Annotated in this window: 14 protein-coding genes; 6 read left to right on the forward strand and 8 right to left on the reverse strand. The window is 59.2% G+C overall.

Annotated features, from left to right (window positions below; genetic code table 11):
• The first annotated feature begins 22 nt into the window (after positions 1-22).
• A complete protein-coding gene (locus D8U18_RS21650) occupies positions 23-2,968 on the forward strand; it encodes an HD domain-containing phosphohydrolase (RefSeq protein ID WP_130904086.1) in 2,946 nt (981 codons plus the stop codon).
• On the opposite strand, the gene D8U18_RS21655 is transcribed toward D8U18_RS21650, so the two are convergent.
• Positions 2,969-3,451 carry a GAF domain-containing protein gene (locus D8U18_RS21655; protein WP_056856377.1) on the reverse strand — a complete coding sequence of 161 codons (483 nt, stop codon included), beginning with the start codon at positions 3,449-3,451 and terminating at the stop codon, positions 2,969-2,971. It abuts the gene before it with no gap.
• Positions 3,448-4,338 carry an ATP-binding protein gene (locus tag D8U18_RS21660; protein ID WP_130930854.1) on the reverse strand — a complete coding sequence of 297 codons (891 nt, stop codon included), beginning with the start codon at positions 4,336-4,338 and terminating at the stop codon, positions 3,448-3,450. The genes D8U18_RS21655 and D8U18_RS21660 overlap by 4 nt, the downstream gene beginning before the upstream one ends.
• Positions 4,339-4,501: 163 nt before the next feature.
• Between D8U18_RS21660 and D8U18_RS21665 the strand changes: the two genes are divergently transcribed.
• Positions 4,502-6,829: a response regulator gene (locus tag D8U18_RS21665; RefSeq protein WP_177435049.1), complete on the forward strand. Its 2,328-nt coding sequence runs from the start codon at positions 4,502-4,504 to the stop codon at positions 6,827-6,829.
• Here D8U18_RS21665 and D8U18_RS21670 read toward each other — a convergent pair.
• The 3 genes from D8U18_RS21670 to msrB all read right to left on the reverse strand — a co-directional run bounded on the left by D8U18_RS21670 (position 6,813) and on the right by msrB (position 8,313).
• Positions 6,813-7,274, reverse strand: coding sequence for a MarR family transcriptional regulator (locus D8U18_RS21670; RefSeq protein ID WP_056856380.1), 462 nt, complete (start codon positions 7,272-7,274; stop codon positions 6,813-6,815). The two genes, D8U18_RS21665 and D8U18_RS21670, sit on opposite strands and share 17 nt — an antisense overlap.
• A complete protein-coding gene (locus D8U18_RS21675; RefSeq protein WP_056856381.1) occupies positions 7,271-7,756 on the reverse strand; it encodes a glutathione peroxidase in 486 nt (161 codons plus the stop codon). The genes D8U18_RS21670 and D8U18_RS21675 overlap by 4 nt, the downstream gene beginning before the upstream one ends.
• 161 nt (positions 7,757-7,917) lie before the next feature.
• Complete coding sequence (gene msrB, locus D8U18_RS21680) at positions 7,918-8,313, reverse strand: peptide-methionine (R)-S-oxide reductase MsrB (RefSeq protein ID WP_056856382.1); 396 nt, start codon at positions 8,311-8,313, stop codon at positions 7,918-7,920.
• A 225-nt stretch (positions 8,314-8,538) separates the two neighbouring features.
• On the opposite strand from msrB, the gene D8U18_RS21685 reads away from it, so the two are divergent.
• Together D8U18_RS21685 and htpX are read left to right on the forward strand one after the other, a co-directional pair.
• On the forward strand, positions 8,539-9,750 hold the full coding sequence (locus tag D8U18_RS21685) for a pyridoxal phosphate-dependent aminotransferase (protein ID WP_056856383.1): 1,212 nt from the start codon (positions 8,539-8,541) through the stop codon (positions 9,748-9,750).
• A 319-nt stretch (positions 9,751-10,069) separates the two neighbouring features.
• Positions 10,070-10,960: a protease HtpX gene (gene htpX, locus D8U18_RS21690; protein WP_007973520.1), complete on the forward strand. Its 891-nt coding sequence runs from the start codon at positions 10,070-10,072 to the stop codon at positions 10,958-10,960.
• 172 nt (positions 10,961-11,132) lie between these two features.
• On the opposite strand, the gene D8U18_RS21695 is transcribed toward htpX, so the two are convergent.
• The gene (locus D8U18_RS21695; RefSeq protein WP_131108382.1) at positions 11,133-11,789 is read right to left on the reverse strand and encodes a thiopurine S-methyltransferase; all 657 of its coding nucleotides are present in this window, start codon (positions 11,787-11,789) and stop codon (positions 11,133-11,135) included.
• A 102-nt stretch (positions 11,790-11,891) separates the two neighbouring features.
• On the opposite strand from D8U18_RS21695, the gene D8U18_RS21700 reads away from it, so the two are divergent.
• Positions 11,892-12,659 carry a class III extradiol ring-cleavage dioxygenase gene (locus D8U18_RS21700; RefSeq protein WP_130930852.1) on the forward strand — a complete coding sequence of 256 codons (768 nt, stop codon included), beginning with the start codon at positions 11,892-11,894 and terminating at the stop codon, positions 12,657-12,659.
• A gap of 82 nt (positions 12,660-12,741) precedes the next feature.
• Here the strand turns inward: D8U18_RS21700 and D8U18_RS21705 are convergent, their stop codons facing one another.
• Positions 12,742-14,415, reverse strand: coding sequence for a DEAD/DEAH box helicase (locus tag D8U18_RS21705; RefSeq protein ID WP_056856386.1), 1,674 nt, complete (start codon positions 14,413-14,415; stop codon positions 12,742-12,744).
• A 420-nt stretch (positions 14,416-14,835) separates the two neighbouring features.
• Here D8U18_RS21705 and D8U18_RS21715 point away from each other — a divergent pair, with 420 nt between their 5' ends.
• Positions 14,836-15,627, forward strand: coding sequence for a crotonase/enoyl-CoA hydratase family protein (locus tag D8U18_RS21715; protein WP_056856387.1), 792 nt, complete (start codon positions 14,836-14,838; stop codon positions 15,625-15,627).
• Positions 15,628-15,754: 127 nt separating this feature from the next.
• Here the strand turns inward: D8U18_RS21715 and D8U18_RS21720 are convergent, their stop codons facing one another.
• On the reverse strand, positions 15,755-16,510 hold the full coding sequence (locus tag D8U18_RS21720) for a spermidine synthase (protein WP_056856388.1): 756 nt from the start codon (positions 16,508-16,510) through the stop codon (positions 15,755-15,757).
• Positions 16,511-16,632: the final 122 nt, after the last annotated feature.

The raw sequence follows: 16,632 nt of genomic DNA on the forward strand, positions 1-16,632 counted from the left end.
TAACCATCATGGAGTAACTTGCATGCCCAGCCCACTGCGCCCGAATCAACGTCGGTTTCCGTTGCACGTGCATATCAGCGTGATGTTCACCTTTTTGCTTTTGCTGACCGGGGTGGTGCTGGGTGTTTTCAACTATCACCAAACCACGCAGATCATCCTGTCCAGCAGCGAGAGGCTTTTCAATCGAATTGAGCAGGACGTGCGCGTGGACCTGCACGCGACCTACGAACCGATTCGACATTTGCTCAGCCTGCTGGTGCACGCGCCTGCAGTCCAGGCTCCCGATCTGCAACAGCGCCTGGCGTTACTCCCGCCGTTCAGCCAGTCACTCCAGGACAATCCCGACCTCGCCTCGTTGTACCTGGGCTACGACAACGGTGACTTCTTCATGGTGCGGCCGCTGCGCTCCGCACCTCTGAAAGCCCTGCTCAAAGCCCCGGATACAGCGGCATTCCAGGTATGGAGCATCGAACATGACGCTAACGGCCAGGTTCATTCCCAATCACTTTTTTTCGATAAAGACCTGATGTTGATCAGTCGCCTGGACAATCCCGGCGATAATTACGATCCACGCAGCCGTGCCTGGTTCTCCAGCGCCAGCGACGACAACGATCAGATCACCACCGAGCCCTACATCTTTTTCTCCACCCGCGAAATTGGCACTACGCTGGCCCGGCGCGGCGGTGAGAATGTGGTGATGGGCGCCGACCTGACCCTGGCCGCACTCAGCGCTACCCTGGCCAGGCATGTGGTGACGCCGGCTACCGAAATCGTGCTCTTCGATGGTCAGGGCAATGCCATTGCCTACCCCGACAGCAGTCGATTGATCATCGACGATCAGTCCGCCCGCCTGATCAAGGCGGCCGACCTGAACCCCAGTCTTGGCGCATTGCTTAACAACCCGACGCAGGGCAACCGCCTGAGTGCCGCCGGTCGCAACTGGATCGTGGCCCGCAGCAGCATGCAGGAGGGTGGCCCCCAAGGGCTGCAACTGGCAATGCTGGTGCCGGAAGATGAATTGCTCGTTGACGCCTACCGCATGCGCTGGCAAGGCGCGCTGATTACGCTGGCGACCTTGTTGCTGTGCCTGCCGCTTGGCTGGCTGACGTCGAGAATCCTGGTCAAACCCCTGCGTGCACTGGTGCAGGAAGCGGACGCGATACGCAGTTTCGATTTCAACTTTCCGCTGTCCCGGCGATCCCCGGTGCTGGAGATTGACCAACTGAGCGTGTCGATGGCGCGCATGAAAGACACGCTGGCGAGCTTTTTTCAGATCACCGACAGCCTGAGCGCCGAGACCCGCTTTGCGCCGCTGCTGGAACGGGTGTTGTTCGAAACGGTAAAAATCGGCCAGGCCCAGGCCGGCCTGATTTACCTGCGCGAAGGCGACGGGGACCGCATGGAACCCCATGGCCTGGTGATTAACGACGTCGCTCAGCCCCTGTCATCCTTCGACATCCAGGCGCATGAACTGCAAGACGTGCAAAGCCCGACGTGGCTGCGGCAGCTGTCGGGCGCCAACAACGTCGTGACCAACCTGGGCTTCGAACAGGCAGGGGACCTGCAGAAAGTACTGCTGGCAATGGCCTGCCCGCGAGTCCATCTGATTGGCATCCGCCTGCACAATCGCCACAACGAAACCGTGGGGCTGCTGGTGTTTTTGCTGGCCGATAGCGGCGAGCGCAGTGATCTGGAGAAACTGCGTCCGGATCGCATAGCGTTTCTTCAGGCCGTGTCTGGCGCGGCCGCGGTGAGTATCGAGAGTCAGCGACTGCAAGTCAGGCAAAAACAGTTGCTGGACGCTTTCATCAAACTGCTGGCCGGTGCGATTGACGCGAAAAGTCCCTACACCGGTGGCCATTGCCAGCGCGTGCCAGCACTGACCCTGATGCTCGCCGAGGCTGCAGCGGCCAGCCAGGCCCCGGAGTTCGCCAGCTACCAACCCACGGACGATGAATGGGAGGCGCTGCACATCGCCGCCTGGCTACACGATTGCGGCAAGATCACCACCCCGGAATACGTCGTCGATAAAGCCACGAAACTGGAAACCCTGAACGACCGTATCCACGAAATCCGCACTCGCGTCGAAGTGCTCAAGCGCGATGTCTGGATCGGTTATTGGCGAGGCATTGCCCAGGGTGGCGACGAACAACAACTGGCGCCGCTACGTGATACAGCGCTGACGGCGCTCGATGAGGATTTTGCGTTCATCGCGCGTTGCAATCTCGGTGGCGAAGCCATGGCCGAAGCCGATCTGCAACGCCTGCACAGCATCGCTCAACGCACCTGGACCCGAACCCTGGATGACCGCTTGGGAGTTTCATGGGAAGAAAACCGGCGTCAGGCCCGCACCCCGGCGGCAACTCTGCCGGTCATTGAATCACTGCTGGCCGACAAACCCGAGCATCTGTTCGAACGCCCGGCAGTTGAACTGATAGCGCCGGACAATCCCTCGGGTTTCAAGCTCAATGTGCCACCCTTCAAGTACAACCGCGGCGAACTCTACAACCTGAGCATTACCCGCGGCACCCTGACGAACGAAGAGCGATACATCATCAACCATCACATGGTGCAGACCATCCTGATGCTCAACCACCTGCCTTTCCCGGAACACCTGCGCAACGTTCCGGAAATCGCCGGTGGTCATCACGAAAAAATGGACGGCACCGGTTATCCGAAACGGCTCAAACGCGAGGAAATGAGCCTGCCGGCGCGAATGATGGCGATTGCCGATATTTTCGAAGCACTGACCGCCGCCGACCGCCCCTACAAGAAAGCCAAGTCCTTGAGCGAAGCGCTGGGCATCATGGCATTCATGTGCCGGGACGCCCACATCGACCCGCAACTGTTTGGACTGTTCATCAACGCGCGCATCTATCTGCTCTACGCCGAACGCTTTCTCGACCCTCAACAGATCGATGCGGTGGACGTGCAAGGCCTGCTGATCAAGGCAGGCCTGAAGGGGTGATCAGCAATCGGTCAGGCGCAGGAAAATCGCGGCCAACTGCTCGATTCCGGCCTGATCCTGTGCCGTGAAACGCGAAAGTTTCGGGCTGTCGAGGTCAAGCACGCCGATCAGTCGGCCATCCTTGATCAGTGGCACCACCAGTTCACTGTTTGATGCACTGTCACAAGCGATGTGCCCTGGGAAGGCGTGCACGTCTTCGACCAGTTGCGTCTGCAAGGTCGCAGCCGCCGTTCCGCATACTCCACGGCCAAACGGGATACGCACACAAGCGATCTGCCCTTGAAACGGGCCCAGCACCAGTTCTTCGTTGCGATTGAGGTAGAAGCCCGCCCAGTTCAGGTCATCGAGCTGATTGAACAGAAACGCCGAAAATTGCGCGGCGTTGGCGATGAAATCCCGCTCGTCCGCCAGCAACGATTCGAGCTGCGCGTGCAGCATGCCGTAACCTTCGAGGCCCTGGCCGCTTTTTTGTAAATCGATCATGCCTTGTGCTCCAACAGTTTCAGCCCAACCCAATAGCGGGCAAATTGATACGCGCAACGACCGTTGCGATTGCCGCGTCCCGTGGCCCAACGCACGGCGAGGATGTCCAGCGCTTCGTCCCGTTGCCACTTGAGGCCGGCCTTGTCCGCCAGTTGGCCGATCCAGTGTTCGACGACGTCGAGATAGTGCTCTTGGGTGAACGGATAAAACGACAGCCACAGACCGAAGCGATCCGACAGCGCGATTTTGTCTTCCACCGCTTCGCTGGGGTGCAGTTCGCCGTCGACGCGTTTCCAGTTTTCGTTATCGCTTTCTTTCTCCGGCACCAGGTGGCGACGGTTCGAAGTGGCGTACAGCAATACATTGTCCGGCGCTTGTTCGAGCGAACCGTCGAGCACGCTCTTGAGCACGCGGTAGTCACCCTCGCCCGACTCGAACGACAAGTCATCGCAGAACAGCACGAAACGTTGCGGCAATTTGGCGATCTGTTCGACCACTCGCGGCAAGTCGGCCAGGTGATCGCGTTCAATCTCGATCAGGCGCAATCCACCCTTGGCATGCTCGGCCAGCAAGGCACGCACCAGCGACGACTTGCCGGTACCGCGCGAACCCCAGAGCAAGGCGTGGTTGGCCGGCATGCCATCGAGGAACTGCCGGGTATTGCGTCCCAGTTGCTCCAGTTGCCGGTCAACGCCGATCAGGTCGGACAGGCGCATGTCGAGGCTGACTTGCAGTGGCAGCAGAAACCCGCTTCGTCCCTCGCGCTGCCAGCGCGCTGCCAGGCAATGGGACCAGTCTATGGCTTGCCGAGGTGCGGGCAGCAACGGTTCGATTCGAGCCAGAACGGCGTCGGCACGTTCAAGAAAAGCATTCAATCGGGAGTCCACGTCTTTTCCTCGGGCACGTTCACGGTAATGATGGTGATACATCGACGAAACTTAGCGTTCAATGAGCGATCACCCCGGTACACGGGGTCGCGAGAACATCGGTATACATGCATGATCGACTATGCTTGAGCAGCGAAGGGAAACGGAAGTGGTTCAGCACCCCATGGATATCAAGTTCACCAACCGGCTGTCCTACAAGCAAGCCCGGCTTACCGTGCTGGTTGGTTTCATTTTGGGCATGCTGCTCAGCCTGCTGCAAATAGGCATCGATTATGCCAGTGAAGACGCCTCCATCAACCGCGAAATACTGTCTTTGCTGGAAATCAGCCACAATCCCGCCTCGCGCATCGCCTATAACATCGACGCCGAACTCGCTCAGGAACTGACACTGGGCCTGCTGCGTTCTCCGGCAATCATCGGAGCCAGACTGATCGATAACAACGGCAACGTGCTGGCCGACGTCAAGCGCCCCGGCCAGCAAAGTGGCTATCGCATGATCAGCGACCTGTTGTTCGGTGCCGAACGACAATTCGAAGACCGCCTCTATCTGGACCACCTGCCCAACGAATCCCTTGGCACACTAAAACTGGACGTCGACACTTATTCGTTCGGCTATCGCTTCCTGCGTCGGGCCGAGGTGACGCTGCTCAACGGCTTCGCCCGCAGCCTGATCCTGACCGGCATTCTGTTGACACTGTTCTATGTAATGTTGACCAAACCTCTGGTGCGGCTGATTCACGAACTCAGTAGCCGGGATTCACGCAGCGGGGAACCCACGCCGCTGGAATGTCCGGCAGGGCACGCCAACGATGAAATCGGCGTGCTGGTGAAAGTCGCCAACCAACAATTCGAGAACGTCACCACTGAAATCCAGCAGCGGCGCAACGCCGAAAACCGCCTGACCGATTACCTCGGCCAACTGGAAAACATCGTCTCGGCGCGCACAGCAGAGCTCAAGGCAATCAACACCCGGCTCAGTCAGTCCAATCAGGAACTGGAACTGGCTCGCAGTACGGCGCTGGACATGGCCGAAGCACGCTCGGTATTCCTGGCCAACATGAGCCACGAAATCCGTACGCCGCTCAATGGTCTGTTGGGCATGATTGCGCTATCGCTCGATGGGCCATTGACTGCCGAACAACAGCAACAGCTGTCGATTGCTCACGACTCGGGCAAAGTTCTGGTGGAATTGCTCAACGATATTCTCGATCTGTCGAAGTTCGATGCCGGTCAGCTTGAACTCGAAAACATCCCGTTCGACCTTGGCTCATTGGTCGAAGACACGGCCAACCTGTTGTCGCAAAACGCCGCACCAAGTGTCGAGCTGACTTGCCTGATCGACCCGCACTTCCCGGCGCTGGTGCTCGGCGATCCGACGCGGGTCAGGCAAATCGTCAGCAACCTGCTCTCCAACGCCCTCAAATTTACCCGTTTCGGCAGGGTCGACGTCCGTCTGTCGAGCGTCGGCGACGGCGATGGCGTACGAATCGAGGTTTGTGACACCGGCATCGGTATTCCCCAAGATGCCCAGGTCAAAATCTTCCAGCCCTTCACCCAGGCCGGCGCCGGTATTACCCGGCAGTTCGGCGGCACCGGGTTAGGGCTGGCCCTGACCTACAACCTCTGTGAAGCGATGCACGGGCGCCTGACCATCAGCTCAGAAGCAGGTTTCGGCAGTCAGTTCTGCGCAGAATTGCCGTTGCCTCGCCACACGCGAGCCCTGCCGCCGCTGCCATTGCAGGGCAAGGTCGTCGCCATTACCGCCGCAAGCAGTGGCTTGGCGGAACTGCTGGGCAGCCTGCTGCCGGGTTGGGGGCTGGAATACCAGCAACGCGCCATTGATGAATCCCTTCTAGGTTTGAATCCTGATGTGCTGATCACCGATTGCCCCGAATGCCTGTTCAACCTGCGCCCGACTTTCACCGCGCCAATTCTGCTGGTGACCGCTTACGGCAATTTCATGCCCGGAGAGCAAGTCAACGCCCTCGCCCCCTTGCAGCAGCAAGCGCGGCCCCTGGCACGCAACGCTCTGCACCAGACCTTGCGACGTATCCTGCAACCGCAAATCAGCACCGTCAGCGATACGCCGGTGGATATCCTCAGCCCGCAGCGCCGGGCACGGGTGCTGTTGGTCGAGGACAACCCGGTCAATCAATTGGTGGCCAAAGGCATGCTCGGCAAACTCGGCTGTGACGTAACGGTCGCCGCTCACGGAGCCGAGGCGCTCGACCGGCTGGAGAATGATGAATTCGATCTGGTGCTGATGGACTGCAACATGCCAGTGATGGACGGCTATGAAGCCAGTCGGCAAATCCGTCGTAGCGGACGATGGCCGGAACTGCCGATCGTCGCCCTGACCGCCAACGCCATGTCGGAGGAACGCGAACGATGCCGCGCGGCGGGCATGAGCGACTACCTGGCCAAACCCTTCCGCCGCGAAGAACTGGCCTCACTGCTGGACCTGTGGGTTCCCGTTACGACAGAGCCCTGATCTGCCCCAAAAGATGGTCCAGCCCCTGGCGCAAGTCATTCAGGCGATTGAGGTCCACGCCGCTGTCGCATAACAACCGAGCCTTGAGCGGTCCGACTTGATCGCGCAATGCCGTACCGGCGGGCGACAGGCTCAGGTGCACCTCGCGCTCATCGCGCGCCGAGCGTTGGCGCTGAACCAGTTGCAGTTGCTCCAATCGCTTGAGCAACGGCGTCAGCGTGCCGGAATCCAGCGCCAGACGCTCGCCCAATGCCTTGACGGTCGGTTGCTCCGGGGCGGTCTCTTGCCATTCCCACAACACCAGCATGGCCAGGTACTGCGGGTACGTCAGCCCCAGTTGATCGAGCATCGGCTTGTAGGCACGAATCACCGCGCGGGAAGCGGCGTACAGCTTGAAGCACAGCTGACTGTCGAGATTCAGGGAGTCGACTGACACGCTGTTCATTTGAGCAGGGCTTCGATCTCGCGGCTCAGATCCTGCGGCTTGGTGGCAGGGGCAAAACGCTTGACCAACTGGCCGTCCTTGCCGATCAGGAACTTGGTGAAATTCCATTTGATGCCCTGGGAGCCGAGCACGCCGGGCGCACGCTGTTTCAACTGCACGAACAGCGGATGGGCACCCGCGCCGTTGACTTCAATCTTTTTGAACAGCGGGAAACTGACACCGTAGTTCAGCTCGCAAAACTCACTGATCGCGCCTTCGTTTCCGGGCTCTTGCTTGCCGAATTGATTGCAGGGAAAGCCGAGCACCACGAGGCCTTGATCCTTGTAGGTCTGCCACAGTTCCTCGAGGCCTTTGTACTGTGGCGTGAAACCGCACTTGCTGGCCGTGTTGACCACCAGCACGGCCTTGCCAGCGAAATCCGCCAGAGTCTTTTGCTCGCCCTTGATCGTGGTGCAAGGAATGTTCAGCAGATTGTCGCTCATGATTTGCGCTCTGGAAGAGATGAGGGATACAAAATAGAGTGCAATTGAATTGTGTGCAATTTAAATTATCGGACGCCACGCTACTGTAGGAGCAAGGCTTGCCCGCGATGGCGTCCTTGAGATCGCCATCGCGGGCAAGCCTTGCTCCTACGGGATAAGCGTTATCCCCGTGGTACCAGGTCCAGGCACACCGAGTTGATGCAGTACCGCAGCCCGGTCGGCGGTGGTCCGTCAGGAAACACGTGGCCCAGGTGCGCATCGCATTTGGCGCAGACCACTTCGGTGCGGATCATGCCGTGGCTGACATCGCGGATTTCCGTCATGGCACTGTCGCCGATCGGCGCATAAAAACTTGGCCACCCGCAGCCGGAATCGAATTTGGTTGTGGAATCGAACAACGGCTCGTTACAGCAGATGCAGTGGTAGATACCGTCGACCTTGCTGTCGTTGTATTTGCCGGAAAACGGCCGCTCCGTGCCCTTGAGCCGGCATACGTTGTACTGCTCAGGATCGAGCATGGCTTTCCATTCTTCCAGGGTTTTTTCCAACTTTTCCATCATCACACCTCGGCGGCTGAAAAAGCCCGATCTGTACCTTTTCCACGGATCGGGCGGCACGTATGATTGCGCCTCGTCAAACGCCAGTCTGGCAGCCAGACCACGCGCATTCAAACAGATTTATGGGTGCAGCCTCCAAGGCGTCAGGCCTGTGTGATTACGCAGGATTCCCAGTACGGTTGTTCATACGCCGCCTGGATCGTTCATTTTCGGGAACACATCGCCATGCAGGTCAGCAAATCGAACAAGCTCGCCAACGTCTGCTACGACATTCGCGGCCCAGTGCTCAAGCACGCCAAACGCCTGGAAGAGGAAGGCCATCGCATCCTCAAGCTGAACATCGGCAACCCGGCGCCCTTTGGTTTCGAAGCGCCGGATGAAATTCTCCAGGACGTCATCCGCAACTTGCCGACCGCCCAGGGCTACAGCGACTCCAAAGGCCTGTTCAGCGCGCGCAAAGCCGTGATGCAGTACTACCAGCAAAAGCAGGTGGAAGGCGTCGGCATCGAAGACATTTACCTGGGCAACGGCGTTTCCGAGCTCATCGTGATGTCGATGCAGGCCCTGCTCAACAACGGCGATGAAGTGCTGGTGCCGGCTCCCGACTATCCGCTGTGGACTGCCGCCGTGAGCCTGTCGGGCGGCAACCCGGTGCATTATCTGTGTGACGAGCAGGCCAACTGGTGGCCGGACCTGGCCGACATCAAGGCCAAGATCACCCCGAACACCAAAGCCCTGGTGATCATCAACCCGAACAACCCGACCGGTGCGGTGTACTCCAGGGAAGTCCTGCTGGGCATGCTGGAACTGGCCCGCCAGCACAACCTGGTGGTGTTCTCCGACGAGATCTACGACAAGATCCTCTACGACGATGCCGTGCACATCTGCACTGCTTCCCTGGCGCCGGACTTGCTGTGCCTGACCTTCAACGGCCTGTCCAAGTCCTACCGCGTAGCCGGTTTCCGCTCTGGCTGGATCGCCATTTCCGGGCCGAAACACCATGCCCAGAGCTACATCGAAGGCATCGACATGCTGGCCAACATGCGCTTGTGTGCCAACGTGCCGAGCCAGCACGCGATCCAGACCGCGTTGGGTGGCTATCAGAGCATCAACGACCTGGTGCTGCCGCCGGGTCGCCTGTTGGAGCAGCGCAACCGCACATGGGAACTGCTCAACGACATCCCGGGCGTGAGTTGCGTCAAGCCGATGGGCGCTCTGTATGCCTTCCCGCGGATCGACCCAAAAGTCTGCCCGATCCACAACGACGAAAAATTCGTCCTCGACCTGCTGCTCTCCGAGAAGCTGTTGGTGGTTCAGGGCACTGCGTTCAACTGGCCGTGGCCGGACCACTTCCGCGTCGTGACCCTGCCTCGCGTCGATGACCTGGACATGGCCATCGGCCGCATCGGCAATTTCCTCAAGTCCTATCGGCAGTAAATGACCGGTTTACCGTGCGACGGCGCTTGCAGAGTCGCACGGTGATTCATTCAGCAACATATGTTTGCACCCAGTCGAGCACTGACACTTCTAGCCTTGATCAATACTGCGCTGCCTGCTCCGGTCCAACGCCGACGGGGCAAATGAGACCTGCCGGCCTACAAACACTTCCTGCATCAATGTCGGAAATGCCCTGCAAGCAGCTAAGCTTTTACCGTAGGACACAGTTTGAAATAGTCACCCGGTTGAATACCCCGGTGCAGCACCTTATATACCCCGCAGTACGCTACATTTTTAGCATAAGGAGATTTCTACAACCATGATGCGCATCCTGCTGTTTTTGGCCACTAACCTGGCGGTCGTGCTGATTGCCAGCATCACCCTGAGCCTTTTCGGCTTCAACGGGTTCATGGCGGCCAACGGGGTTGATCTCAACCTCAATCAGCTGCTGATTTTCTGTGCGGTCTTTGGTTTCGCCGGTTCCCTGTTCTCGCTGTTCATCTCCAAGTGGATGGCGAAGATGAGCACCAGCACCCAGATCATCACCCAGCCACGCACGCGTCACGAGCAATGGCTGCTGCAAACAGTCGAGCAACTGTCCCGCGAAGCCGGGATCAAGATGCCCGAAGTCGGGATTTTCCCGGCCTACGAGGCGAACGCCTTCGCTACCGGCTGGAACAAGAACGATGCACTGGTGGCGGTCAGCCAGGGCTTGCTCGAACGTTTTTCGCCGGATGAAGTGAAAGCCGTTCTGGCCCACGAAATCGGCCACGTGGCTAACGGCGACATGGTCACACTTGCGTTGATCCAGGGCGTCGTGAACACCTTCGTGATGTTCTTCGCGCGGATCATTGGCAACTTTGTCGACAAGGTGATCTTCAAGAATGAAGAAGGCCAGGGTATTGCCTACTACGTGGCAACCATCTTCGCCGAACTGGTTCTGGGCATCCTGGCCAGTGCCATCGTCATGTGGTTCTCGCGCAAACGCGAATTCCGCGCTGACGAAGCCGGCGCCAACCTGGCCGGCACCGCCGCGATGATCGGCGCCCTGCAACGCCTGCGCGCCGAACAAGGCCTGCCGGTGCACATGCCCGACACCCTGAACGCCTTCGGCATCAACGGTGGCATCAAACAGGGCTTCGCCCGCATGTTCATGAGCCACCCGCCGCTGGAAGAGCGTATCGACGCTCTGGCTCGTCGTCGGGGCTAAGTGGCAACGCAATAAACAGGAAGGCCCGCAGAGATGCGGGCCTTTTTTTGTCTGCTGATTGATGCGGTGTTCTTCAGGGCCTCTTCGCGGGCAAGCCTCGCCCCTACAGAAGATCCGCCCCTTGCGGGAGCGAGGCTCGCCCGCGAAAGGGCCAGTACAGACAACACACCTTTTATTGAATGGAAACCCGGTACACCCGCTCTTCAAGCCGAGTAACACCCGCCTCCAGAAATTTCCCGCTCTCACTCAGCACATCCTGATCTTCCAGGATCTTCAGCGCCCACGAATCGCCAAACAGCCGCTGCACTTCATCATCGACAACGGCAAACGGCGGGCCAGGCATCTGCGTCTGGTCATAGTCCAGAGTGATCAGTAGCCCCAGGGATTCTTTGGGCAATATCCGCTTCAAATGACCCGCATATTCCTCACGCATTGCCTGGGGTAACGCGATCAATGCGGCACGGTCATAGAGCGCAGAACAATCGGCCACATCACCGGCAGTCAGCGCAAAGAAATCACCGCACCACAACTCTATCGAACCTGCCCGATAAACCTTGAAAGGCCCTTGCTCGCTGACGGCAGGATCAAAGCCGTGTTCGCTGAAGAAATCCTCCACGGCCTTCTCCGACAATTCGATCCCCAGAACCTCATGCCCCTGATGGGCAAGCCAAAGCAGGTCCAGACTTTTTCCGCACAAGGGAACCAGCACACGAGCCCCCTCCTCCAGCCCTAACGACGGCCAGAACCGTTGCAGATACGGGTTCACCCGCGGCAGATGAAAGCCGATCTGGTTTGCCGCCCACTTCTTGTGCCAAAACTCCGGCTGCATAGATAACCCCGAAAATTCGATCAAAACACCCTAAAACTTATATTAGATTTAGATCAATGATCTGATTGAAGATGGCGCCATCTTACTCTCTGGAGCTTAAACATGTTCCCCAGCCTGTACATCTCCCATGGCTCCCCGATGCTAGCCCTGGAACCCGGCGCCAGTGGACCGGCCCTCGCTCGCCTGGCAGCTGAAATGCCGAAGCCAAAAGCCATCGTGATTGTTTCTGCACACTGGGAAAGCAACGAGCTGCTGGTCAGCGGCAATCCGCAACCTGACACCTGGCACGATTTCGGTGGTTTCCCCAAAGCCCTGTTCGAAGTGCAATACCCGGCGCCTGGGGACCCCCAACTGGCCGCCGAAGTTGTCGAGCAGTTGAAGGCCAGCGACCTTCCGGCACGCATCGATCCCCAGCGCCCCTTCGACCATGGCGTATGGGTACCTTTGTCGTTGATGTATCCACAGGCGGACATCCCGATCGTTCAGGTGTCGCTGCCCACCCGTGGCGGCCCTGCCCTGCAAACCCGCGTCGGCCATGCCCTGGCCAGCCTGCGCGAGCACGGCGTATTGCTGATCGGCTCCGGCAGCATTACCCACAACCTGCGGGAACTGGATTGGCATGCCGGCCCGGAAAGCGTTGAACCCTGGGCACAAGCGTTCCGCGACTGGATGATCGAGAAACTTGCCGCCAACGATGAGGCCGCGCTGCATGACTATCGCGCGCAGGCACCGCATGCCGTGCGCAACCATCCGAGCGATGAGCACTTGCTGCCGCTGTACTTTGCCCGCAGTGCCGGAGGTGATTTCAGTGTTGCGCACAAGGGATTCACCATGGGGGCACTGGGCATGGACATCTATCGCTTCGGCTGACCTGCAATCTTTTTCAAAAGCAAAAAAAATCCCCGAACCAGTCGGGGATTTTTCATGTTCGATCAATCAGCCCAAAGGCGGATCAATCTTCGCGATAGCGACGCAGCTTCAACTGCTTACCGGCAACGCGAGTGTCCTTCAGTTTGGTCAGCAACTTCTCCAGACCATCTTCCGGCAGCTCGACGAGGCTGAAGCTGTCACGCACCTGAATGCGACCGATCGCTTCACGCGCCAGGCCACCTTCGTTGAGGATGGCGCCCAGCAGGTTCTTGGCAGCGATACCGTCACGCGCACCCAGCGCGGTACGGCAACGGGCACGACCTTCACCCAATGGCATCGGAGCGCGACGCTCACGATCACCACGCTCAGGACGATCACCGGAACGCTCTGGACGATCGCCACGTGGCGCGTTGTTCGGCACCAGTGGACGCTCTTTCTCGATAGCGGCCAGGTTCAGCGCTTGACCGTTGGTAGCCTTGCGCAGCAGGGCTGCGGCCAGGGCACGCGGGCTGCAACCGATGTCGGCGGTCAGGCGATCGAGCAGATCACCGTGGGTCGATTCGGCATCAGCCACCAGCGGCGACAGGCTGTTGGTCAGTTTCTTGATGCGCGCATCCAGAACGGCTTGAGCGTCCGGCAGGCGAACTTCAGCGACTTTCTGACCGGTTACACGCTCGATCACTTGCAGCATGCGGCGCTCACGTGGAGTCACCAGCAGCAGTGCACGACCTTCGCGACCGGCACGGCCGGTACGGCCGATACGGTGAACGTAGGATTCCGGATCGTACGGCATGTCAACGTTGAATACGTGAGTGATGCGCGGAACGTCCAAGCCACGGGCAGCAACGTCGGTCGCCACAACGATGTCCAGGCGGCCATCCTTGAGGGAGTCGATCACGCGCTCACGCTGGTTCTGGGCGATGTCACCGTTCAGCGCAGCGGCTTTGTAGCCTTTGGCTTCCAGGGCACTGGCCAAGTCCAGGGTCGCTTGCTTGGTGCGCACAAACATGATCAGGGCGTCGAAATCTTCCACTTCCAGCAAGCTGAGAACGGCAGAAGTCTTCTGGTCAGCGTGAACCAACAGGTGAGCCTGTTCGATCGCGGTAACGGTCTGGGTCTTGCTCTGGATCTTCACGTGCTTCGGATCGCGCAGGTGGCGCTCAGCGATGGCACGGATCGATTGCGGCAGGGTGGCCGAGAACAATACGGTCTGACGGGTTTCCGGCATGGCCTTGAAGATAACTTCCAGGTCATCCATGAAGCCCAGTTTGAGCATTTCGTCTGCTTCGTCGAGAACCAGGTGGTTCACGGTCGCCAGAACTTTTTCGTCGCGACGCAGGTGGTCGCACAGACGGCCCGGTGTGGCGACAACGATCTGTGCGCCATTACGGATTGCTTTCAATTGTGGGCCCATCGGCGCGCCGCCGTAGACAGCCACAACAGTTACGCCCGGCATTTGCTTGGCGTAGGTTTCGAAAGCGGTTGCAACTTGTAGCGCCAACTCACGAGTTGGGGCCAGGATCAGAGCTTGCGGCTCGCGCTTGGACGGATCAATGCGGTGCAGGATAGGCAGGGCAAAGGCAGCGGTTTTACCGGTACCGGTTTGCGCCTGACCAATCATATCGTGACCGGCGAGAATGATCGGGATCGACTGCTGCTGAATGGCCGAAGGCTCTTCATAGCCGGTAGCGACTACTGCAGCGACAATATTGGGATGAAGTTCAAGAGCGGCGAAGCCGCCGATTTCCTGGGTCATGGGTCTGCCTCTAAGTGCATCCGCAAAGACCCATGCTCCAAAGCTGCGCATGCCGTGTTGAGACTCAAGAGTCGCCCTGGCAGCTTTGTCGGCGGGGATTTGCGAAAACGAATGAATGAAAAGAATCGTCAAGGGAGAGTCCGTAGTACGGACGTGCAGCCGAAGCTGACTTCGGGGAATTGCTCTACCTAAACGCGGCCCGGCTAAAGGCCGGCGCGCACTATACCGGAATTTGCCGAAAAAGGGAGCTTTTTTTATCGCAAAACTCCCGCATACGGCGTTCTGTCACAGGCTTTGCGGATAATCGTGCAAGCGTCTATTTTTCAAAGGCCCGGCCCAGCGGGCGATGGCGCTAAAACGGTTCATCTTGAAGACCCGGACCGCCGGTCTGACTCCCCTTCCCGCCCGAGGATATGCACCATGAAAGAGCTCGACACCCGCCGTGTGAGCCGTGAAAAGCGCGGTCATGTCCTGTTGATCGGCCTGGATCGGGTAGCCAAGCGCAATGCTTTCGACCTTGACCTGCTCAACGAGCTGAGCCTTGCCTATGGTGAGTTCGAAGCGGACAGCGATGCGCGGGTTGCGGTGGTATTCGGTCACGGCGAGCACTTCACCGCCGGGCTGGATCTGGTCAACGCCAGCGCTGCGCTGACCGAAGGCTGGCAGGCTCCGCCTGGCGGCTGCGATCCGTGGGGCGTATTTGCCGGCCCCCGGGTCAGCAAACCGGTAATCGTCGCCGCGCAGGGTTACTGCCTGACCATCGGCATCGAGTTGATGCTGGCCGCCGATATCAACCTGTGCGCCAGCAACACGCGCTTCGCGCAAATGGAAGTGCAGCGCGGGATCTTCCCTTTCGGCGGCGCCACATTGCGCCTGCATCAGGTCGCCGGTTGGGGCAATGCAATGCGCTGGATGCTGACCGGCGACGAGTTCGATGCTCACGATGCGCTGCACTTGGGCCTGGTACAGGAAGTGATGGCCAGCGAGGATTTGTTGCCAAGGGCCATTGAACTGGCTGAACGGATTGCGCGGCAGGCACCTCTGGGTGTGCAGGCGACGTTGATGTCGGCGCGACAGGCGCGTTACGAAGGGGAAACCGCCGCTGCGCACGGGTTGCCGGCGCAGGTGAAAAAGTTGCTGAGCAGCGAGGATGCCCAGGAGGGGGTGCGGTCGCTGGTGGAGCGGCGGCCCGGCATCTTCAAAGGCTGCTGAGATTTGCGTCGAAATAAAGATCGCTATCGCGGGCAAGCCTTGCTCCTACAGGTTTTGTTTCATCCGCAAGGACACGAAAACTGTGGGAGCATGGCTTGCCCGCGATGAGGCCCTCACGGGCACCGAATCATGTCGCCGGGCGAATCGCCTTGATCAACGACTGCAACGAATACCCCAACCGCGGCGCCAGCCCTTCGGCCCGGGATACCAGGCCTTCCATATCCAGCTCCTGATCCAGGTCCGACGGCACGATCAGAATCACATTGCCCTCCTTCACCGGCAGTTCCCAGTAATGCCGATGATAGAGCCCGCGCAGCAACGCGGCGCCCAACGGCTTGCCGTCATCGGTGGCCCATTGATTGATCACCAGCCAGCCACCCGGGTTGAGGCGTTTCTGGCAGTTTTCCAGGAAAGTCCACGCCAAGTGCCCGGCTCCCGGGCCTACGTCGGTGTAAAGATCAACAAAAATCAGGTCCGCGGGCTCGGCGGTGTCGAGCAACTCCAGCGCATCACCCACACGGATGTAAAGACGCGGATCGTCATCCAGCCCCAAATATTCGATGGCCAGGCGCGGCACATCCGGGCGCAACTCAATGGCTTCGACGTCGTCCAGCGGCAGGAATTTGAGGCAAGCCTGGGTCAACGTGCCTGCACCGAGGCCGAGGAACAATGCCGATTCCGGCTGTTCGTGGCACAGCGCGCCAATCAGCATCGCCCGGGTGTAGTCATACTCGAGCCAGCTCGGGTCGGCGGTGAACACGCAGCTTTGCTCGATGGCATCGCCGAATTCGAGAAAACGGTAATCAGCCACTTCCAGCACACGAATCACACCAAATTCGTCCTGCACCTCGGCGAGCAAATGCTCGACGCGCTCCTCAGTCATTTCGTCTCCCGATCGTTGCCGGGCCTGGCAACGCAACACACCGCAACATGAAGCGGCAAAGGCGCGATTGTCCGCGAAGCGACGGGAACAGGTCACGCACTAATTGCTGATAACATGGACGC

The organism is Pseudomonas sp. Sample_10 (genome assembly GCF_004321495.1).
GTDB lineage: Bacteria > Pseudomonadota > Gammaproteobacteria > Pseudomonadales > Pseudomonadaceae > Aquipseudomonas.

Bases quoted from the DNA above. Each gene is read 5' to 3' on its own strand.
- D8U18_RS21675 (WP_056856381.1), bottom strand. From the start codon at position 7,756: ATGAGCGACAATCTGCTGAACATTCCTTGCACCACGATCAAGGGCGAG.
- D8U18_RS21720 (WP_056856388.1), bottom strand. From the start codon at position 16,510: ATGACTGAGGAGCGCGTCGAGCATTTGCTCGCCGAGGTGCAGGACGAA.
- htpX (WP_007973520.1), top strand. From the start codon at position 10,070: ATGATGCGCATCCTGCTGTTTTTGGCCACTAACCTGGCGGTCGTGCTG.
- D8U18_RS21685 (WP_056856383.1), top strand. From the start codon at position 8,539: ATGCAGGTCAGCAAATCGAACAAGCTCGCCAACGTCTGCTACGACATT.
- D8U18_RS21705 (WP_056856386.1), bottom strand. From the start codon at position 14,415: ATGACCCAGGAAATCGGCGGCTTCGCCGCTCTTGAACTTCATCCCAAT.
- D8U18_RS21700 (WP_130930852.1), top strand. From the start codon at position 11,892: ATGTTCCCCAGCCTGTACATCTCCCATGGCTCCCCGATGCTAGCCCTG.
- D8U18_RS21695 (WP_131108382.1), bottom strand. From the start codon at position 11,789: ATGCAGCCGGAGTTTTGGCACAAGAAGTGGGCGGCAAACCAGATCGGC.
- D8U18_RS21655 (WP_056856377.1), bottom strand. From the start codon at position 3,451: ATGATCGATTTACAAAAAAGCGGCCAGGGCCTCGAAGGTTACGGCATG.
- D8U18_RS21670 (WP_056856380.1), bottom strand. From the start codon at position 7,274: ATGAACAGCGTGTCAGTCGACTCCCTGAATCTCGACAGTCAGCTGTGC.
- D8U18_RS21665 (WP_177435049.1), top strand. From the start codon at position 4,502: ATGGATATCAAGTTCACCAACCGGCTGTCCTACAAGCAAGCCCGGCTT.
- msrB (WP_056856382.1), bottom strand. From the start codon at position 8,313: ATGGAAAAGTTGGAAAAAACCCTGGAAGAATGGAAAGCCATGCTCGAT.
- D8U18_RS21650 (WP_130904086.1), top strand. From the start codon at position 23: ATGCCCAGCCCACTGCGCCCGAATCAACGTCGGTTTCCGTTGCACGTG.
- D8U18_RS21715 (WP_056856387.1), top strand. From the start codon at position 14,836: ATGAAAGAGCTCGACACCCGCCGTGTGAGCCGTGAAAAGCGCGGTCAT.